Below are 15040 nucleotides of genomic sequence, written 5' to 3'. Positions count from 1 at the left end.
GGCGCAGGAGTCCGATGAAGACGTGCCGGGAGACCACTGCGTTACGGAGCTCCGAACCGTACCGGATCCACGTACTGTCGCCTATTTTTGTATCCTGGTCGGCTAGAACTTTATCTTCCATGAACGGGGCAAAGCCGGTACGGGTTTCGCTGACATATGTTGGCGATTGTTGTCCATTTTCGATGACGGATGGTGACTGCTTCAGTGTGTTTTCCATTTTACTGATTGATCTCTTCTTCGAGGCTGCTTGGACGGATCATCAGTGTGCTGACGGTGCTCAGTAAGAATGCGGTGATGCCGATAGCGGCGAAGTTGTCGGTGAGAGTGAGCAGTGGGCCGCCGATAAGCCCTGCCACCGTTGTGCCGAGGTACATCACCGCGCTAGTGAGGGTGGAGATGGTACCGCGCGCTGTGCTGTCAAGTTGCTGCAGGTGGAGCATGCGGACGCTGAGCATCGCACCTCCGCAGGCGAAGAGAGGCAGGAATACCAGTCCGACAACGATCGGAGGCGGAGATACGGCGAGCGCCAGATAGGCAATGCCCATCACTGTGGCGCTCAAGTATATGGCTCGCACAGGGGTCATGCGGCCGGTAAGTCGGACACCGAAAAGGCTGCCGATCGTGTTACCAATCCCGCCAGCCAGGACGATGAGCGCCACTGTGACTTTCGAGGTGCCCAGACCGTCTTCCAACCAGGTCGGTGCGTAGGTGAACACGGTGAAGAATGCCAGGGTGTACAGGAGGTAGGACAGGAATCGTGTGAATGCTTGTGGTGCGTGGAGTAGGGTCAGGTATGGCACTTTTTTAGTTGTCGTGGCGGGATGGATATCAGGGATTTGGTACCAGAGCGTGACTGTTAGCGCCAACGAGCATACCCCGATAATGGGGAAGATGATGCGCCAGTCTATGATTGCGAGGAGACTTCCGAGAGGGACTCCGACAACCTGAGCGATTGATAGCCCGGCAGTCGTATATCCCATGACGCGCAAAATGTGCTTCTGATCCGGGTCGACGAGGGCGGGAATCATAGCCCATACTTGTGGTGCAGCTACGGCTGCGGCACCGCCAGTGATAAAACGGAAGGAGAACATTGTCCAGAATCCCGGGGAAACTGCGCAGCCTGCTGTTGCCAATGCGAAAACCATCATCCCAAGCGTAAGGATGATCCGGCGATTACCTCGGTCTGAGATCGGCCCGGACACCAGGCCGGTGAGTGCGTATCCGATTGCATAGATGCTGACCAGCCAGCCACTTTGCGTCGTCGACACGTCGTACGCCTTGGCCAGCGATGGCAGCAGTGGTGCGACGACGAAGGTGTCGGAGCCGATCAGGAACATGACCGCGAACCCGAGTAGTGAAAGTTTTCGGTCCATAGCGTCCTCCAGTCTGTTGAGAGCGCCTCAACGCTAAGCCTTGACATTGCTGTCAATGTCAAGAGATGCTGACGCGGTCCAGTAAATTGATCGAGGAGGGGCGTATGCGCATCACCGAAGCTGCCCGACACGCTGGCACTAGCCCGCGGATGCTGCGCTACTACGAGGCTGAGGGACTGTTGGCGCCCACGCGCCGCGACAATGGCTATCGCGACTACGACGCTGGAGAGGTTCTAGTCGCCCGCCAGATCGTTGCGCTGTCCCATGCCGGATTTCCGCTCTCACTTGTCAGGACGGTGCTGCCCTGCGCCACGGAAAGCGGTGCGCTGAGAGCCTGCCCCTCCGTTGCACCCGAGCTGCGCCGTCGGCTCCGCGACGTCGAGGAACAGATTGACGCGCTCGCGAGCGGTGCCGAGGTCATCAGGAGCTTCCTCGACAACCTTCAAGACGTCGCATCTGCCTAGCCCGCCTTATTGCTGCGGTGCTGGTGTCCTACTCGTCGGCGGGCGCGAGCCGAACTTGGCTGCTGCGCTGGCGTTTGTCTTCTGAGGCCGGAGCCGCCCGGGAGCCGTGCTCGCGTCGTAGAGTCATCGGTGTCAGGCTCTGTCCGTGGCAGAACCACTGTGGTTAGGCTTGCCTTATGAGCAAGAACTCTGGTGCCTCTGCCGCCTCGACCGACCTGCCTCTGCCTCACGCCGACCGCCCCATCGCCTCCGCGCCCGGCCACTGGGTCCTGGCCCGCGCCGGCAAACGCGTCCTACGACCCGGCGGCGCCGCCCTGTCCGCCGCCATGCTCAACCATGCCGGCCTCGCGGGTGCCGACGTCGTCGAGCTCGCCCCGGGCTTGGGGCGCACGGCCGCCGAGATCATCAAGGCCCACCCCGCCTCCTACACGGCCATTGACCGCGACCCCGACGCCGCCCGGCGCGTGGCCGCCGTCGTCGGGGACCTGGGCACCGTCCGCCAGGGCGAGGCCGCCGACACCGGCCTGGACGAGGCCAGCGCCGACGTCGTCGTCGGCGAGGCCATGCTCACCATGCAGGGGGACAAGGGCAAGGCCGCCATCGTCGCCGAGGCCGCCCGCGTCCTGCGCCCCGGCGGGCGCTACGCCATCCACGAGCTCGGCGTCACCCCCGACGACATCGACAAGGACCACTACACCCAGCTGCGCCGCGATCTGGCCCGCTCCATCCACGTCAACGCCCGCCCCATGACCGCCGCCGCCTGGAAGGAGCTCATGGAGGACGCCGGGCTCGTCGTCGACTGGGTCGACACCGCCCCCATGGCCCTGCTCAAGGTCGGGCGCAACATCCACGACGAGGGCCTGGGCGGCTTCCTGCGGATCGCGCGCAACGTCGCCGCCGACAAGGCGCTGCGCCAACGCGTCCAGGAGATGGCCGCCACCTTCAAGCGCTACGAGAAGGACATGGTCGGCATCGCCCTCGTCGCCCACAAGCCCGAGTTCTGAGCCCCGCTTCTCGCCGGTCGTCGACGTCGCGGTCGTACCTTATGCCTCGCGTTCGGGGGTTCAGGGTACGAACGCGAGACCTACCCTACGAACTCGCGGACGCGTCCCTACTTGTGCAACGGGCTCTAGTCGTCGCGGGTCGCCCCGCGCAGGCCGGCGCGCAGCACCTCCCGGTTGAGCAGCGCGATCGCCTCGATCGGGATCCCCGCCGGGCACGCCGGCACACACTCGCCGTACACCGAGCACGGCCCGAAGAGCGCATCAAGCTCCCGCGTCATCGCCCGAGCCCGGCGGCCCCGCTCGATGCGCCCCTGCGGCATGAGCGACAGGTGCGCCAGCTTCGCCCCCGCGAAGAGCGCCGCCGCCCCGTTCGGGCAGGCCGCCACACAGGCCCCGCAGCCGATGCAGGCCGCGAAGTCCAGCGCCCGCTCCGCCTGCAGGTGCCCCTGGGCGACGTCGTCGGCGTCCGGCGCGGTCCCCGCGGCCACGTCCACGGTCCCGCCCGCCCGGATGAGCTCGTCGAGCGCCGTGCGGTCCACCACCAGGTCCCGGATGACCGGGAACGCCGCAGACCTCCACGGCTCCAGCCGGAAGCGCGTCACCCCCGGGAAGGCCCGCAGGTGCTGACGGCAGGCCGGGGTCGTGTCCAGTGGCCCGTGCGGCACCCCGTTGACGAGGAAGCCGCAGGCCCCGCACACCCCCTCCCGGCAGTCCGACTCGAAGACCACCGGCTCGCCACCGGCCTCGATGATCTGGTCGTTGAGGCGGTCGAGCAGCTCGAGCAGACTCATCTGCGGCTCGGCGTCCTCCACCACGTGGCTCTCGAAGAAGCCCCGCGCCCGCGGCCCGTCCTGCCGCCAGATCTCCAGCTCGATCCTCATCGGTAGTCCCTCACCTGCATGGGCACCAGCGAGAAGCTCAGCGGCTCCGTGCGGCGCGTGTGCCCGCCGTCCCCGGTCTGCCAGGCCGACACCGAGCACCAGGACTCGTCATTGCGCTGAGCCTCGCCGCCCTGGGTCGCGTACTCCTCACGGAAGTGGGCGCCGGCGGACTCGCGCCGGTCCAGGGCGTCGAGGACCATGACCTCCGCCAGCTCCAGGAAGTCGGCGACCCTCAGCGCCTTCTCCAGCTCCTGGTTGAGCCGCGCCTGGCCACCGACCACGGTGACGTCGGCCCAGAACTCCTCACGCAGGGCGCGCACCTCCTCCAGGGCGCGCAGCAGTCCCGCCTCGGAGCGGCTGACCCCGCAGCCGGCGTAGAGGATCTCACCCAGCCGGCGGTGGAACCACACCGGACGGTGGGTACCGCCCACCGCCATGAGCGCCTCGATGCGCTCGTGGGTATCGGTCACGGCCTGGAGCGCCTCCGGAGCGTCGGGGCTCAGGGGCCTACTGCCCACCAGCCCGGCCAGGTAGTTCGGCACGGCCAGTGGCAGCACGAACCATCCGTCCACGCTGGCGCTCAGCAGCGAGTTCGCCCCCAGGCGGTTGGCGCCGTGGTAGTTGTTCGATGCCTCCCCGCCCACGAACAGTCCTGGGATGGTGGACATCTGGTCGAAGTCCACCCACAGCCCGCCCATTGTGAAGTGGGCCCCCGGGGCGATGCGCATGGGCACCTCGTAGGGGTCCTCCCCGGTGGCGTCGAGGTACATCTCGAACAGGTTGCCGTAGCGTGAGGCGATGGTCTGCCTGCCCAGCCGCTCCAGAGCATCGCGGAAGTCGAGGTAGACCGAGTTGCGCAGCGGCCCGACGCCGCGGCCGGACTCGATCTGCTCGCGGGCGTTGCGCGAGGCCACGTCACGCGGGGTGAGGTTGCCGAAGGCCGGGTACTTGCGCTCCAGGTAGTAGTCGCGCTCGTCCTCGGGGATCTCGTTCGGGGCCCGCTCGTCCCCGGGGCTCGCGGGCACCCAGATGCGCCCGTCGTTGCGCAGGGACTCGCTCATGAGCGTCGTCTTGGACTGCCAACGAGAGCTCACCGGCAGCGCCGTGGGGTGGAACTGCACCATACAGGCCGAGGCGAAGGCAGCCCCGCGCCGGTGGGCGCGCCAGGTGGCGGTGGCGTTGGAGGCCATAGCCAGGGTCGAGTAGTGGTAGACGCTGCCGTAGCCGCCGGTGGCCAGCACGACGGCGTGAGCGGTGTGGGCGCGCACCTCGCCGGAGAGCAGGTCCCGGGTGACGATGCCCTGCGCGCGGGAGTCGGCCACGATGAGGTCGAGCATCTCGGTGCGGGTGTGCATGCGGACGCTCCCGGCGGCGACCTGCTCCTGGAGCGCCTGGGCGCAGGCGATCTCCAGCTGCTGGCCGGTCTGCCCGCGCGTGTAGTAGGTACGCGAGACCTGCACCCCGCCGAAGGAGCGGGTGGCGAGCTGGCCGCCGTACTCGCGGGCGAAGGGCGCCCCGATCGCCTCCATGTGGTCAATGACCCGGCCGGACTCCAGCCCCAGGCGCACGACGTCGGCCTCCCGCCCCCGATAGTCCCCGCCCTTGACGGTGTCCTTGACGAAGCGCGCCAGGGAGTCGCCGTCGACCTTGCGGGCCCTGGCGGCGTTGATCCCACCCTGTGCGGCCACCGAGTGGGCGCGGCGCGGGGAGTCGTGCAGGCTGAAGCACTCCACCCGGTAACCCAGGCGCCCCAGGGTCGCGGCCGCCCCGGCGCCGGCCAGTCCGGCGCCCACCACGATGACGGTCAGTTTGCGGCGGTTGGCGGGATTGACCAGGCGGTACTCGTCGCGCCGGCGTTCCCAGGCCTGCTCGGGCGGGCAGTCCGGCAGATGCGCATCAAGGTCCTCGCCGACGTCGTACAGGCCGCCGACGGCCCCCGGTGTACTCGCGCTCATCCGATCACCCCCGTGCAGATGAGGACGGGCAGCAGGCCGTTGACGACGGCGATGGCCAGGGCCACGGCCAGGGCGAGGGCGCGGCAGGCCTTGCGCAGCCTGGGGCCGGTGCCGCCCAGGTCGATGACCACGTTCCACAGGCCCTGCGCCAGGTGGAGGGAGAGCGCCAGCATGACCAGGCTGTAGAAGACCGCCATGCCGGGACGCGACAGGCTCGCCACGAGGTTGTGGTAGGCGCTGACCTGCAGCTCGCCGTTCGACGTCGTCGGCGCCTGAAAGCCCTCAGGGGCGATGAGACGACCGACGGTCAGGTCGAGGACGTGGACGAGGACGAAGACCCCGATGAGGGCGCCGGTCACCAGCATGGAGCGGGCGCCGATGGTGCGGGCGGGCAGGGCCCGGCGCCGGAAGGCCCCGCGAGCGCTCCTCGCCCGGCGCCACAGCGTGATCCCCGCCGCGACGTGCACCGCGACGCAGGCCCCCAGGGCCAGGCGCATCGCCCACAGGAGCCCCTCGTGCGGCAGGAGCGGGTAGGCGACCCGCCGCAGCCAGGCGGCGTAGCCGTTGAACGCCTCCGGACCCGCGAGAACCTTGAGGTTGCCGACCATGTGGACCACGACGAACAAGGCCATGATTGTGCCGGTGACCGCCATCGTCACCTTGAGGACGCGCTGCGAGGCCCACACAGGGGTGCGGCGCCTGCGCCGAGGAGGAAGCGCGTCACCAACGGGCTGAGCAGCCTCAGGGACGCGGACGACCGTGGACGTTGCAGCCATCTGACCCACCCTCCTTTGCGCAGAACAACCCATCACTATGATAACGAACACAGTGATACTGGCATAGAGTGTGAACCCTGTGTTTCGCGGGTCGTCCAACGCGACCGGCCGCCTCCCGCCGTTGAAGGCGGAAGACGGCCGGAACGAGAAACGCGGCGGCGGGGGACTCGGGGGAGGAGAGCCCTACTGGCCGGCGTGCTGGGGCGGGCCCAGCTCGATGCTCTTGCCGCCGCGGGCCAGGGCCTCGACAGCACCGGACTGGGAGTTGCGGCGGAACAGGACGTTGGAGGCGCCGGCCAGCTCGCGGGCCGGGACCACGCGCGGCTCCTTGAACAGGCCGTGGTTGCCGGGCACCACGCCGCCCTGCGGCATGAGGGAGACCTTCGTGCCGGCCGTCAGGTACAGGCCGGCCTCGACGACGCAGTCGTCACCCAGCGGGATCCCGAGACCCGAGTTCGCCCCCAGCAGGCAGCGCTCGCCCAGGGCCACGCGCTGGCGCCGGCCGCCCGAGAGCATGCCCATCGTGGAGGCGCCGCCGCCGACGTCGGAGCCGTCACCGATGACGACCCCCTGGGAGATGCGGCCCTCGACCATGGAGCGCCCCAGCGTCCCGGCGTTGTAGTTGACGAAGCCGGCGTGCATGACCGTGGTGCCCTCGGACAGGTAGGCGCCCAGGCGCACGTTCGCGCCGTTGCCGATGCGCACCCCCGAGGGCAGCACGTAGTCGGTCATGCGGGGGAACTTGTCCACCGAGTGCACCTGGACGGGGCGTCCCACGGCGGCGCGCAGGCGCATGCGGGTGGTCTCGAAGTCCTCGGCGCGGCAGGGGCCGGCGGAGGTCCACACCACGTTGGGCAGGCGGGAGAAGATCCCGTCCAGGTTGACGGTGTTGGGCCGGACCAGGCGGTGGGACAGCGTGTGCAGGCGCAGGTAGGCGCCGGCCACGGTCTGGGGGGCGTCGTCGAGGTCGGCCCAGGTGCGCACCACCGTGGTGTGGACGCCACGGGCCTCATCACGGCGCTCCATGGCGCTCAGGGAGGCCAGGAGGTCGGCGTGCCCGTCCTCGGGCTCGTCACCGAGAACCGGGCGGGGGTACCACACGTCGAGGGTGTTGCCGTCGTCAGTCACGGTCGCCAGACCGAGACCCCATGCGCTGCGAGTCGTCATGGGAACACCCTACGGTCCCTGGTGGCTGACCGTTGCCGGTGGGCGTGCGAGAATCGCCGCATGGCGCGCACGACGATCCACCTCATGCGGCACGGCGAGGTGTACAACCCAGGCGGCATCCTCTACGGCCGCCTGCCCGGGTACCATCTGTCGGCCCTGGGCCACCAGATGGCCCAGCAGGTCGCCGACGTCCTGTCCGCATCCGGGCACGACATCACCCGGGTCATCACCTCACCCCTGGAGCGGGCCCGGGAGACCGGCGCCCCCACTGCCGCCGCCTTCGGCCTGGTGCCGACGACGGATCCCCGGCTCATCGAGGCCGGCAACTCCTTCGAGGGCGTGGCCGTCAACCGCAACCGCTGGATCCTGGCCCACCCCACCTACTGGTCCAGCTACATCAACCCGCTGCGCCCCTCCTGGGGCGAGCCCTACCGGGAGATTGTCGAGCGCATGCGCGGCGCCGTCGTCTCCGCGCTCGACCTCGCCGAGGGCCACGAGGCGCTCCTCGTCTCCCACCAGCTGCCCGTCTGGTCGCTGCGCCTCTTCCTGGAGGGCCGCCCCCTGGCCCACGACCCGCGCCGCCGCCAGTGCGCCCTGGCCTCCCTGACCTCCCTGACCTTCGAAGGCCGCACCCTGGTGGGGTTGGCCTACTGGGAACCGGCCGGCGACCTGCTGCGCCAGGCCCGCGACATGGTGCCCGGAACCTCCTCCGCCCAGACCGCGGGCAGTGCCAGCCCCGTCAGCCCTGTCAGTCCCGATGGGCACGTCGAGGCGGCCCGGTGACCCAGCAGCCGCCCTCGCGCCCGGTCGGCGGCGAGGTCGTGCGCACCGGCCCGCCCGGTGAGGTCAGCCGTCCCGACCGTGCGCGCCCCGCCCCGCGCCGCCCCTGGACCGGGCGGGACTTCGTGTGGTGGCACACGGCCGCCGTCCTGACCGCCACCCGCCAAGGCCGCCGCCCCAACCCGGTCTCACCGACCATCGACCCCGTGCGCCCCGCCCTAGGATCCGGGGAGGTCATGCTGGCCACCTGCGACGCCGAGCTGCTCCTGTGGCGGCGCGGGGACGCCACCTACAACCCCTCCCGGGGCTTCTTCCTGGCCGGCGGCCCCGTCGGCCTGGCCCTGACGGCCGCCTTCTTCGGCGGCCAGGCCTACCTCAACCACCGGCGCCGCCGCGCCGCCGAGGCCGACGCCGTCGAGAAGTGGCGCCACCTGGCCGGCGCCCGCCTGAGCGTGTCCACCCACGGCATCTACCTGGGCACGGGGGAGGGCGTCATGCCCATCTCCTACGCCGACATCCAGGAGGTCCAGCTCACCGCCACCGGCGAGATCGTCATCGCCGCGGCCAACGCCTCCGGCTCGGTGCGCCTCAAGATCCGGGCCCAGTGGGCCGAGCTCGTCCTCATCCTGTGGGCGGTGCGCTACATGCCCGAGCACCCCCAGCTCGTCGGGCGCACCTGGATCCCCGGCGACTGGCTCATCCACGCCGCCGCCCACGGCTACGACGTCGACACCACCCCCTGGCCGCAGGCCCGCCCCGCCCTGCCCTGAGGCCGGAGCGCCGAGGCCGGGCCGGCGCGCTTCCGGTCAGCGTGGGTCAGTGCTGGTTGGTGCTGGCGAGTGCTGGTTGGTGCTGATCAGTGCGAGTCGGTTCCGGAGCGGTCGGTCCCGCCCGTCTCGCCGGCGTCAGTGTTCTTGTTGGTCCGGTCGGCCCCGCCGGCCCCGCCCTCATCGCCGCTGGCGTCGTGACCGCTGGCGGGCTCTTGAGGGTGGTGCTTGCGACGGCGGATGTCCTGCTCCAGATCCCTGAGGAACTCCGGGTCGTCGTCGGGCGCCATGGGGCGGGCGCGCTGCGGGCGACGGAAGGTCGTGCCCTCCCGGGAGGACCACACGGTGGGCTCGACGTAGCCGCCGCGCTCCTCAGCGGCCTTGACCCGCGAGACGATGATCCAGGCGATCGGGCCGATGGTCGGGAACAGGACGACCAGGGTGATCCACAGGTACTTCGGCATCCGTGCCGGCATGCTCTCATCCGGTGTGCGTGCGCAGTCCAACAGGGCGTACAGCGTCAGAGCGAACACCAGGACGATGAGGACGATACGCATGGGCCAACCCTAACCGAGCCGGGCGGCCCCGCAGGCCCCGCACCTGCCCGGGACCTGCCGCCCAGCCGTCTGCCCATCCCCAGTGGGCCCGGGCCGTGGCACGATCATGGGGTGCTCGCCCCGCCCGCCCTCCGCCTCCTGACCGGCGGAACCGCCCCCGACGACGTCGCCGCCCTGCGCGCAGCCCTCGCCGAGCGCCTGGCCCTGCGCGGCCTGCTCACCAGCCCCGACGGCCGGCCCGCCACCGCCGCCGTGGGAGAAGCAGACCGGACGGGCTCGCGACAGCCGCTGCTCGTCCCCATCGCCCCCGGAAAGGACCCCGCCCAGGTCCGCGCCGACCTGGCCCGCCGCATCACCCGCGTCCCCGCACGCACCGACCTCATCCTGCGCACGTCGGGCTCCACCACCGGCACCGGACGGCTCATCGCCATAAGCGCCACTGCCCTCATGGCCTCCGCCCGCGCCACCCATGCTCGCCTCGGCGGCCCAGGAACCTGGCTCCTGCCCCTGCCGGCCCACCACGTCGCCGGCCTGCAGATCCTCACCCGCTCCCTGGAGGCCGGAACCGAGCCCGTCGTGGTCGACACGAGCACGGGCTTCAGCCCGACGGCGCTCGCGGAGGCCCTCAGCTCGGCGCGCCCGCCCACCGGGGCGGCTGCCTCCCGGCTCTACGTCTCCCTGGTCCCCACCCAGTTGGTGCGCGTCCTACAGAATCCGCAGGCCCGCCGGGCCCTGGCAGAAGCCGACGCCGTCCTCCTGGGCGGCGCCGCCGCAGACCCCGCGCTGCTGGCCCGGGCCCGCGGGGCGGGCGTCACTGTGGTCACCACCTACGGCATGAGCGAGACCGGCGGGGGCTGTGTCTACAACGGCCGTCCCCTGGAGGGGGTCGAGGTCACCATTCATGCCCCCGACGCCGAGGGCGCCGGCCGCATCCTCATCTCCGGTCCGGTCCTGGCCGAGGACTACCTCCACACCCCCGGCCACAGTCCCGCCGACAGCCCCGCAGGCAGTCCCAAGGCCGGCGAGGGTTTCCACCGCAGCGGCGCCAGGCGGGTCCTGGCCACCTCCGACCGCGGCCGGCTGCACCCCGACGGGCGCCTGGAGGTCCTGGGCCGCCTGGACGACGTCATCATCACCGGGGGCATCAAGGTTGAGCCCCGCCACGTGGAGGAGGCCCTCACCGGTATCGACGGCGTGGCCGAGGCCTGCGTCGTCGGCCTGCCCGATGAGCAGTGGGGAAGCCGCGTCGTCGCCGCCGTCGTGCTCGAACCGGTTGGCCAGCCGGGCCGCTCGAAGCGCTGGGACGGCGCCGCCCTGCGTGAGGCGGTCCGCGCCCGGCTGGACGGCGCCCACGCCCCCAAACGGGTCGTCGTCCTGGAGACCCTGCCGCTGCGCCCCAGCGGGAAGGTCGACCGACGCGAGGTCGCCCGGCTCCTCGCCGCGACCACGACAGATGTGACCTCGGAGCCCCTTACACCAGAGCCCTGATCTCCGCCTCACTCGGGCAGGTGGCCGGGCCGAAGTGCGTCGTGGTCAAGGCTCCGGCCACATTCGCCCAGCGCAGCGCCGTCGTCAGGTCGACGCCCCGGGCCAGGGCCGCCGCCAGGACACCGGAGTGCGCGTCACCGGCCCCGTTGGTGTCCACCGGCGTCACCGGGATGCTTGGGGTATGGCGCGCCGCGCCGCCGTCGGAGAACCAGGAGCCCTGCTCCCCGGCCCGCACCAGCACGGTGCCGAGCCGACCCGATAGTGCCTCGCAGACGCCGGCGTGGTCACCGGCCTCCGCCCGTAGCTCCAGGCGGTCGGCGAGAAGCCCGGCCTCACGCTCATTGAGAGACCAGACAGGCCCCAGCGCACCGAGGCGCTCCAGCGAGCTCATGGGGACCGAACCAACCATGGGGGAGACGTCGAACAGTGCCGTGCACCCCGCCCGGGCCTCGGTCAGTCTCCCGGCCAACCGCTCCAGCGCCACCCTGGAGGCAGGATCGGCCAGGGAGTAGCTGGAGAGGTAGACGACGTCGTCGCCGCTTACCTCCAGGTGGTCGAAGGCATCCGCCGGGCCGCGAGTCTCGGCCCCGCAGGTGGAGATGAAGGTGCGTTCGGCCCTCGCATCGGTCATGGCCACGCAGTAGCCCTGGTCGCCGGGTGCGACCGGGCCGACATGATCCACCCCGATCTCCTCCAGGGCCCGCCGGGCCGCCTCGGCGAAGGGCCCCTCGCCCAGCGGCCCCGCGTACAGGGTCTCGACCCCCATCCGGCGGGCGGCGGCCAGCACGTTGAAGCCACCGCCGACCGCCATGGAGGACTCGTCGGCGAACACGTCCCCGCCGGGCTCGGGGATCGCCTCGATGCGCAAGGTCAGGTCAATGACGACCTGGCCGGTGTGAATGACCCGTCCTGTCATGGCCGCCTCTGCTCCGGAGCGTCTGGCTGACAGCGCCCGCTGCCGCCGCGCAGCGCCAGCAGCGCCTCACAGATCGGCTCGAGTCGCAGGCCGGAGCGCTCCAGCACCCGATCGACCAGCTCGACGGGGAGAAGATGGGGCGCGCTCGCCCCCAGGACCGCACCGGCCATCGCGGCAATGGTGTCAGTATCTCCCCCGAGCTCAGCGGCGAAGCACAGCCCGTCCAGGGGCCGCTGTGCGAACTCCCGCACGATCACCAGCGCGCAGGGGACCGACTCGGCCGACTCCACCGAGGTTCCGACGTAGGTGCGCAGATGCTCGGCCAGGGCCTCCCCGTGCAGGTTGCGACTCGTCTCCAGGGCCAGGCGGGTGCGGGCGGCAACGGAGGCCTTCTCCGTCCAGTGGCCTGCCTCGGGGTGGGCGGCCACAAAGTCCAGCGCCGCCTCCAACGCACCCGCCGCGTCGACGCCGTCGATGGCAGCGCTGACCGCTGCGGCGAGGAGCCCAGCGGCCTCGAAGCCCTGCCGGGTGTCGTGGGTGACCAGGCAGGAGGCCTGAACGGCCCGGGCCAGCGCGTCGCCGTCGGCACTCAGGGAGAAGGCGATGCCCACTGGGGCCACCCGCATCGCGGCGCCGTTGGTGGTGCCCTGTCTGCCGGTGCAGTGCGGGTCCGCCCCGGCGCGCACCCGCTCCAGAGCGAGCTTGGTGGAGGGCCCCAGCAGGTCCAGGGACCCACGGGCGCGCATATCGTCCTCCCAGCGCAGGAGGGCATCGGCGAGCTGGTGGGGGTCGATGCGGCCGCCACCGTCGATGAGGAGACCGGCCAGGATGAGAGCCTGCTCGGTGTCATCCGTGACGCTGCCCGCAGGCACTGAGGGGGCGATGGGCTGCTCGGCGACGGCGTCGCGCAGCCCGGTGATCCTGCCGTAGTACCGGCGGATCTGTGCCGGGCTCATCGACTGGGTGGGCATCCCCAACGCGTCGCCGAGGGCCAGCCCGGTCAGCGCTCCGAGGGCGCGTTCGCGTGCCGGGGGCTCAGCCGCCGTGGGCGCAGGCATGGGTGAAGGAGCGCGAGGGCGGGGATCGGGGTGTCTCACGGAGGTCCTTCTGGCGATCACGATGCCGGCTGCCTCACCGGCCGAGGTGTGGCTCAGGCGCTCGCACCGGTGAGGGCCACGGCGCTGGTAGGGTCACTGCCGCCTACCCTAGAGGACTGCGAGAGGATCGGAGGAAGCCGTGAGCGGCGAGAACGGCGAGCACGCGCAGGACAGCGGTCCCCGCGCCACCAGCTGGGGGGAGGTGGTGCGTCTGCGCACCCTGCCGGCCGCCGTCGCCCCCGTCATCCTGGGCGCCGGGGCGGCCGCCGCGATGGGGGAGCTCTCAGTGGTGCGGAGCCTGCTGGCCGCGGGCGTGGCCCTGGCGCTGCAGATCGGCTGCAACCTGGCCAATGACTACTCCGACGGCGTGCGCGGCACCGACGACGATCGCACCGGGCCTCCGCGCCTGACCGCCTCCGGGCAGGTCGCCCCCCGTACCGTCAAGCTCGCCGCCTTCGGCTGCTTCGGGCTCGGAGCCCTCCTGGGGCTGGCCCTCGTGGTCCTCAGCGGCCAGTGGTGGCTGGTGGTCGTCGGAGCCGCAGCGATCGCGGCCGCATGGTTCTACACCGGAGGCTCCCACCCCTACGGCTACGCCGGCCTGGGGGAGGTCTTCGTCTTCATCTTCTTCGGCCTGGTGGCCACGGTGGGCACCACCTACGTCCAAACCGGCTCGCTGCCGGGGTGGCTGTGGCCCTCGGCCTGCGGGATCGGCCTGCTCGCCTGCTCCCTGCTCATGGTCAACAACTTGCGCGACATCGACACCGACCCCGCCCACGGCAAGATGACCCTGGCGGTCCGCCTGGGGGAGGAGGGCGCCCGGCGCGCCTTCTCTCTCATGCTTCACGTGCCCCTGCTGCTGGGGGCCTTCGCCCTGGTGTGGGCGCGCGAGACCGGATCAGCCAGCCCCGTCGACGGCGGGGGACACATCAGCCCGCTGCTGACCCTGGTCATCGCGTTGGCGGCGCCGCTCCTGCTCCTGCCGCTGGTGCGGCGGGCCACCGCGCCAGTGCGCTCCGGCGCCCGGGGGCGTGATCTCATCGCCTCCCTGCGTGATGCGGGCCTGCTGGAGCTGGCCTACGGTGTCGTCTTCGCTGCAGCCACCATCATCATCACCCTGTGAGCCCGGGGTGGGGCGGACGTGGACCACACGAGTCGAGACCTCGAGCGGTCAACGAAGTACATCGAGTGGGTACCCGTTCCGGCGCCCTGGATCGAGCGGCGCTTCCTCGTCTTCACCGCGCTGCGCAACCCGGGATACATCCTCCTTCATCTCGTCATGTTCCCGCTCCTGGCTGCCACCGCAGGAATCGCCGCTGGAGTCCTTCTGGTACTGACAGGGGCCTCCAGTGAGACCATGACGGGTGCCTATGTCCTCGGTGGCCTGGTCGTGGCCTCTCTCATGGCATACCGACTGCTGAGCTTCACCGTGTTCAACGCCTCGGGCGTGCACATCTTCCGGTTCATCGGATGCTGGTGGTGGCAGACCGACATCCCCTGGGTGGCCTTTCGCGAGACGGCGCGTGTGGACCTCCAGGAGGCGCCCTATGACATCCACGGCTTCACACCTCCCGATACCCACAATCTGGCGCTGCATCTGACGACCATGGAGGAGTGGGCCAAGCAGTCGGAGCCGGCGTTCGCCCCGCGGCCTGTACCGCACAAGGGCGGGGTGCCCTGGCCGTGCCTTCCCGCATTGAGCGAGCGCCTCGCGTTCGTAGGGTAGGCCTCCGGTTCGTACCCTTAACCCCCGAACGCGTGACCTAAGGTACGAACGCGACGGCGGCTTGCCGGGGGACCGTGCGGTACGCACCACGC

At 70.7% G+C, this 15040-nt stretch carries 15 protein-coding genes; 7 read left to right on the top strand and 8 right to left on the bottom strand.

Features of this window, described 5'->3' with window-relative positions:
* Window positions 1-218 precede the first annotated feature (218 nt).
* Entirely contained in the window at window positions 219-1373 is a 1155-nt protein-coding gene (locus HMPREF2883_RS05860) for an MFS transporter (protein ID WP_070659642.1), read from the bottom strand.
* Window positions 1374-1477: 104 nt separating this feature from the next.
* Between HMPREF2883_RS05860 and HMPREF2883_RS05855 the strand changes: the two genes are divergently transcribed.
* A complete protein-coding gene (locus HMPREF2883_RS05855) occupies window positions 1478-1837 on the top strand; it encodes a MerR family transcriptional regulator (protein ID WP_070659902.1) in 360 nt (119 codons plus the stop codon).
* 176 nt (window positions 1838-2013) lie between these two features.
* The gene (locus HMPREF2883_RS05850) at window positions 2014-2841 is read left to right on the top strand and encodes a class I SAM-dependent methyltransferase (protein ID WP_070659640.1); all 828 of its coding nucleotides are present in this window, start codon (window positions 2014-2016) and stop codon (window positions 2839-2841) included.
* Window positions 2842-2966: 125 nt separating this feature from the next.
* On the opposite strand, the gene HMPREF2883_RS05845 is transcribed toward HMPREF2883_RS05850, so the two are convergent.
* The 4 genes from HMPREF2883_RS05845 to dapD all read right to left on the bottom strand — a co-directional run bounded on the left by HMPREF2883_RS05845 (window position 2967) and on the right by dapD (window position 7620).
* Window positions 2967-3722: a succinate dehydrogenase/fumarate reductase iron-sulfur subunit gene (locus HMPREF2883_RS05845; protein ID WP_070659638.1), complete on the bottom strand. Its 756-nt coding sequence runs from the start codon at window positions 3720-3722 to the stop codon at window positions 2967-2969.
* Window positions 3719-5677, bottom strand: a complete 1959-nt coding sequence (locus tag HMPREF2883_RS05840) for a fumarate reductase/succinate dehydrogenase flavoprotein subunit (protein ID WP_070659636.1) — start codon at window positions 5675-5677, stop codon at window positions 3719-3721. The genes HMPREF2883_RS05845 and HMPREF2883_RS05840 overlap by 4 nt, the downstream gene beginning before the upstream one ends.
* On the bottom strand, window positions 5674-6453 hold the full coding sequence (locus HMPREF2883_RS05835; RefSeq protein WP_081384614.1) for a succinate dehydrogenase cytochrome b subunit: 780 nt from the start codon (window positions 6451-6453) through the stop codon (window positions 5674-5676). Before HMPREF2883_RS05835 ends, HMPREF2883_RS05840 begins: the two co-directional genes overlap by 4 nt.
* A gap of 183 nt (window positions 6454-6636) precedes the next feature.
* The gene (dapD, locus tag HMPREF2883_RS05830) at window positions 6637-7620 is read right to left on the bottom strand and encodes a 2,3,4,5-tetrahydropyridine-2,6-dicarboxylate N-succinyltransferase (protein ID WP_070659634.1); all 984 of its coding nucleotides are present in this window, start codon (window positions 7618-7620) and stop codon (window positions 6637-6639) included.
* 60 nt (window positions 7621-7680) lie between these two features.
* On the opposite strand from dapD, the gene HMPREF2883_RS05825 reads away from it, so the two are divergent.
* Both HMPREF2883_RS05825 and HMPREF2883_RS05820 read left to right on the top strand, forming a co-directional pair.
* A complete protein-coding gene (locus HMPREF2883_RS05825; RefSeq protein WP_070659632.1) occupies window positions 7681-8403 on the top strand; it encodes a histidine phosphatase family protein in 723 nt (240 codons plus the stop codon).
* The gene (locus HMPREF2883_RS05820) at window positions 8400-9170 is read left to right on the top strand and encodes a hypothetical protein (RefSeq protein WP_070659630.1); all 771 of its coding nucleotides are present in this window, start codon (window positions 8400-8402) and stop codon (window positions 9168-9170) included. Before HMPREF2883_RS05825 ends, HMPREF2883_RS05820 begins: the two co-directional genes overlap by 4 nt.
* 86 nt (window positions 9171-9256) lie before the next feature.
* Here the strand turns inward: HMPREF2883_RS05820 and HMPREF2883_RS05815 are convergent, their stop codons facing one another.
* The gene (locus HMPREF2883_RS05815; RefSeq protein WP_070659628.1) at window positions 9257-9724 is read right to left on the bottom strand and encodes a PLD nuclease N-terminal domain-containing protein; all 468 of its coding nucleotides are present in this window, start codon (window positions 9722-9724) and stop codon (window positions 9257-9259) included.
* Between the two features lie 111 nt (window positions 9725-9835).
* Here HMPREF2883_RS05815 and HMPREF2883_RS05810 point away from each other — a divergent pair, with 111 nt between their 5' ends.
* Window positions 9836-11212: an AMP-binding enzyme gene (locus HMPREF2883_RS05810; RefSeq protein ID WP_070659626.1), complete on the top strand. Its 1377-nt coding sequence runs from the start codon at window positions 9836-9838 to the stop codon at window positions 11210-11212.
* On the opposite strand, the gene HMPREF2883_RS05805 is transcribed toward HMPREF2883_RS05810, so the two are convergent.
* Both HMPREF2883_RS05805 and HMPREF2883_RS05800 read right to left on the bottom strand, forming a co-directional pair.
* Window positions 11196-12128, bottom strand: a complete 933-nt coding sequence (locus HMPREF2883_RS05805; protein WP_070659624.1) for a PfkB family carbohydrate kinase — start codon at window positions 12126-12128, stop codon at window positions 11196-11198. The two genes, HMPREF2883_RS05810 and HMPREF2883_RS05805, sit on opposite strands and share 17 nt — an antisense overlap.
* Entirely contained in the window at window positions 12125-13186 is a 1062-nt protein-coding gene (locus HMPREF2883_RS05800) for an ADP-ribosylglycohydrolase family protein (protein ID WP_070659623.1), read from the bottom strand. The genes HMPREF2883_RS05805 and HMPREF2883_RS05800 overlap by 4 nt, the downstream gene beginning before the upstream one ends.
* A 178-nt stretch (window positions 13187-13364) precedes the next feature.
* Here HMPREF2883_RS05800 and HMPREF2883_RS05795 point away from each other — a divergent pair, with 178 nt between their 5' ends.
* Entirely contained in the window at window positions 13365-14345 is a 981-nt protein-coding gene (locus HMPREF2883_RS05795; RefSeq protein WP_070659620.1) for a 1,4-dihydroxy-2-naphthoate polyprenyltransferase, read from the top strand.
* Between the two features lie 18 nt (window positions 14346-14363).
* Entirely contained in the window at window positions 14364-14948 is a 585-nt protein-coding gene (locus HMPREF2883_RS05790; RefSeq protein WP_256277357.1) for a hypothetical protein, read from the top strand.
* Window positions 14949-15040 lie beyond the last annotated feature (92 nt).

It is taken from the genome of Actinomyces sp. HMSC075C01, assembly GCF_001812965.1.
GTDB classification, from domain to species: domain Bacteria; phylum Actinomycetota; class Actinomycetes; order Actinomycetales; family Actinomycetaceae; genus Actinomyces; species Actinomyces acetigenes.
Note: the sequence above shows the minus strand (reverse complement) of the source record. Positions and strands in the feature narration are given on the sequence as shown.

Coding starts and splice junctions, on each gene's coding strand:
- HMPREF2883_RS05860 (WP_070659642.1), bottom strand. CDS start 1,373: ATGGACCGAAAACTTTCACTACTCGGGTTCGCGGTCATGTTCCTGATC.
- HMPREF2883_RS05855 (WP_070659902.1), top strand. CDS start 1,478: ATGCGCATCACCGAAGCTGCCCGACACGCTGGCACTAGCCCGCGGATG.
- HMPREF2883_RS05850 (WP_070659640.1), top strand. CDS start 2,014: ATGAGCAAGAACTCTGGTGCCTCTGCCGCCTCGACCGACCTGCCTCTG.
- HMPREF2883_RS05845 (WP_070659638.1), bottom strand. CDS start 3,722: ATGAGGATCGAGCTGGAGATCTGGCGGCAGGACGGGCCGCGGGCGCGG.
- HMPREF2883_RS05840 (WP_070659636.1), bottom strand. CDS start 5,677: ATGAGCGCGAGTACACCGGGGGCCGTCGGCGGCCTGTACGACGTCGGC.
- HMPREF2883_RS05835 (WP_081384614.1), bottom strand. CDS start 6,453: ATGGCTGCAACGTCCACGGTCGTCCGCGTCCCTGAGGCTGCTCAGCCC.
- dapD (WP_070659634.1), bottom strand. CDS start 7,620: ATGACGACTCGCAGCGCATGGGGTCTCGGTCTGGCGACCGTGACTGAC.
- HMPREF2883_RS05825 (WP_070659632.1), top strand. CDS start 7,681: ATGGCGCGCACGACGATCCACCTCATGCGGCACGGCGAGGTGTACAAC.
- HMPREF2883_RS05815 (WP_070659628.1), bottom strand. CDS start 9,724: ATGCGTATCGTCCTCATCGTCCTGGTGTTCGCTCTGACGCTGTACGCC.
- HMPREF2883_RS05805 (WP_070659624.1), bottom strand. CDS start 12,128: ATGACAGGACGGGTCATTCACACCGGCCAGGTCGTCATTGACCTGACC.
- HMPREF2883_RS05800 (WP_070659623.1), bottom strand. CDS start 13,186: ATGCCTGCGCCCACGGCGGCTGAGCCCCCGGCACGCGAACGCGCCCTC.